Below are 2,160 nucleotides of genomic sequence, written 5' to 3'. Positions count from 1 at the left end.
GACGGCGCGGCGCTGGCCCAAGCTGTGCGTGCCGCGTTGGCTCACCCGCCCGACCCCGCCAAAGCTCTGGCCAAAGCCGAGTCCTTCTCGTATGTCAACCGCGCTCAGGCGCTGCTGAGCAGGCTTTAGGGAGTGCCAACTGTTATCTGAGTGAGGAACAAATTGCGCCCGATAGGTACACCCTCAGGCGTGGTAAAAATGACGTTTGCCAGCGTCTCACTGTCGTAAAGAGCAAACACTATCGGATATGTGCCCGGAGCTAAATCGCATGGGATGAGCAAGTTGCGCTCATCCAAGTATGGCGAATCGATTATCCATTGCCCAGAAAGCGTGGGGGATATTCCTCCTCCATGTTGCGACACTCCTTGCCCATCTTGGCCAACCAAAGCCAATGAAAGGCTGTAGTTTGCTGCAGGTACTGCGTCTGCTTGCCACCAGCTATCCAGGTTCACAGTTTTGCAAGGCTTGGCCTCACCTTCCAGTTTGAGCTGCCAATGCATAAGGATCAGCTCGTTGGCTTGTGCGATGGGATACATGTCATCGGGTATGCGGCGGTACTCTTCTACAGTCAGTGCGTTTATTCCTTCATGAGCATCCCAATGGCGCTGTCTGTGCAAGATATAATATCGCTTGAAGATGTCTAGCCAGCTAGTTTCAGCTGGCCCATAAGAGCCAACGATACGCCATACTTGCTTTTCTTGTGCGGTAAACTGTAGTATTGGCTCGTGAAAAGATTGGTCACTGGCTGTTGTAAAGTAAAGATGTGAGGGGGGGGGCTGCAAAGCTCTCATTTCTGATCTTTGTGTAGGACCTTCTGCGGTTAAGAACAAAATCTGGTCGCTGCTCACCTGTTGGGTCAGCCGATTTTGTATGTAGTAATTCGAAGTCCAATGCTCCCAACCTGTTATGGCGTCGGAGATATAGAGAGCATCGGGTGATTCGTAGGCTGAGATGAAATCAACCATTTCTAAATAGGGACCTGTACCGTTAAATACGCGGCTGTCGTTGAAGAAACCTATGAGCAGAATAACCAGAAGTGTAAGTCTAAAAAGACGTTTGAGATGGCCTAGCGCTATTGCACCTACAGGAGCTAACCAGATCAGAACTACTGTTACGTAGCGCGAGTGGAACTGTTCTACGACAAACAAGTTTACAAGATAAATTAGAGTAGCTATGACCGATATACTTACGAACAAATACACAATCTGCCTTCGACTACGATCTTTTTTTGAGATTATTTGTTCTAATCCTATGAATAGCCCAGGGATGAGCAGCAGTAACGTAGCTGATGGTGGATTCAAGGCTAGGTTATTCAAAATTTCCTGCCAGCTTGCAATATCTCTGACATCGTTTTGTATGCCTTGAAGGGCTGGGCTGCCTGACAAAAAGAGAAAAACGTACAGATTGGGAACTAACCAGATGCAGGCAACCATCGCCAGGCCTGCAACGATCGTTAGTAGTCCAATCCAAAAATGACGATTACGGTGTTGACCAAGCAGCAAAGCTGCTGCTCCTATTCCGATGACTACATAGTAGCCATACAGATGCGATAGCATTGCCAGTCCTCCGCCTAGAATGACTAGAATAATGTGGCGCGGCAACGGTCTATCAAGCCATCGAAGCGTTGCTAGGAAAAGTGTAGTGCAACCTAAGTAGAGTGCAGCATAGTGTCTAAGCTCATTACCATAGAAGGCAAATATGGGCCACGTACCCAGTAGAAGCATGCTGTAAAAACCGATTTGAGGCCTGCCAAAATTTTTTCCTATCTGATAAGTAACGGCGAGTGTTGTAAGCATGATAAGGTGAGCAAACGCTCGACTTACTATCTCTTGGCTGCCTAAAATATCAATCCACAGATCAAAGGCTATGAACCAACCTGGTTGGGCCGACGTGTGCATGATGGATTCGGAAGCACTGATTACGTTGCCTTGCTCTGCCCAATTGGCTACGAGCGCTTCGTCCTGTCGGTAGGGCCTATCTTTGAACTCTTGAAAATATGTGAAAAAGCATCCCAACAGCACGATATAGACACCAAACTGAACGAGACGTTTTTCGGCTGTTTTGGACATGGCTTCAATTCTCTAGTACTTCTCTTACGTGATAAGTTGGCTTCCCCTGCGCTTCGTAGTAGGTGCGCATGAGCATATCGGCGATGAGGCC

General features: G+C 48.1%; 1 protein-coding gene. It reads right to left on the bottom strand.

Features of this window, described 5'->3' with window-relative positions; genetic code table 11:
• Positions 1–125: 125 nt before the first annotated feature.
• Complete coding sequence (locus NZ772_17825) at positions 126–2,069, bottom strand: glycosyltransferase family 39 protein (GenBank protein ID MCS6815413.1); 1,944 nt, start codon at positions 2,067–2,069, stop codon at positions 126–128.
• Positions 2,070–2,160: the final 91 nt, after the last annotated feature.

Source organism: Cyanobacteriota bacterium (genome assembly GCA_025054735.1).
Lineage (GTDB): Bacteria > Cyanobacteriota > Cyanobacteriia > SKYG9 > SKYG9 > SKYG9.
The sequence above is the reverse complement of the archived record's forward strand: the minus strand, read 5'-3'. Positions and strand labels throughout refer to the sequence as shown.

Bases quoted from the DNA above. Each gene is read 5' to 3' on its own strand.
- NZ772_17825 (MCS6815413.1), bottom strand. From the start codon at position 2,069: ATGTCCAAAACAGCCGAAAAACGTCTCGTTCAGTTTGGTGTCTATATC.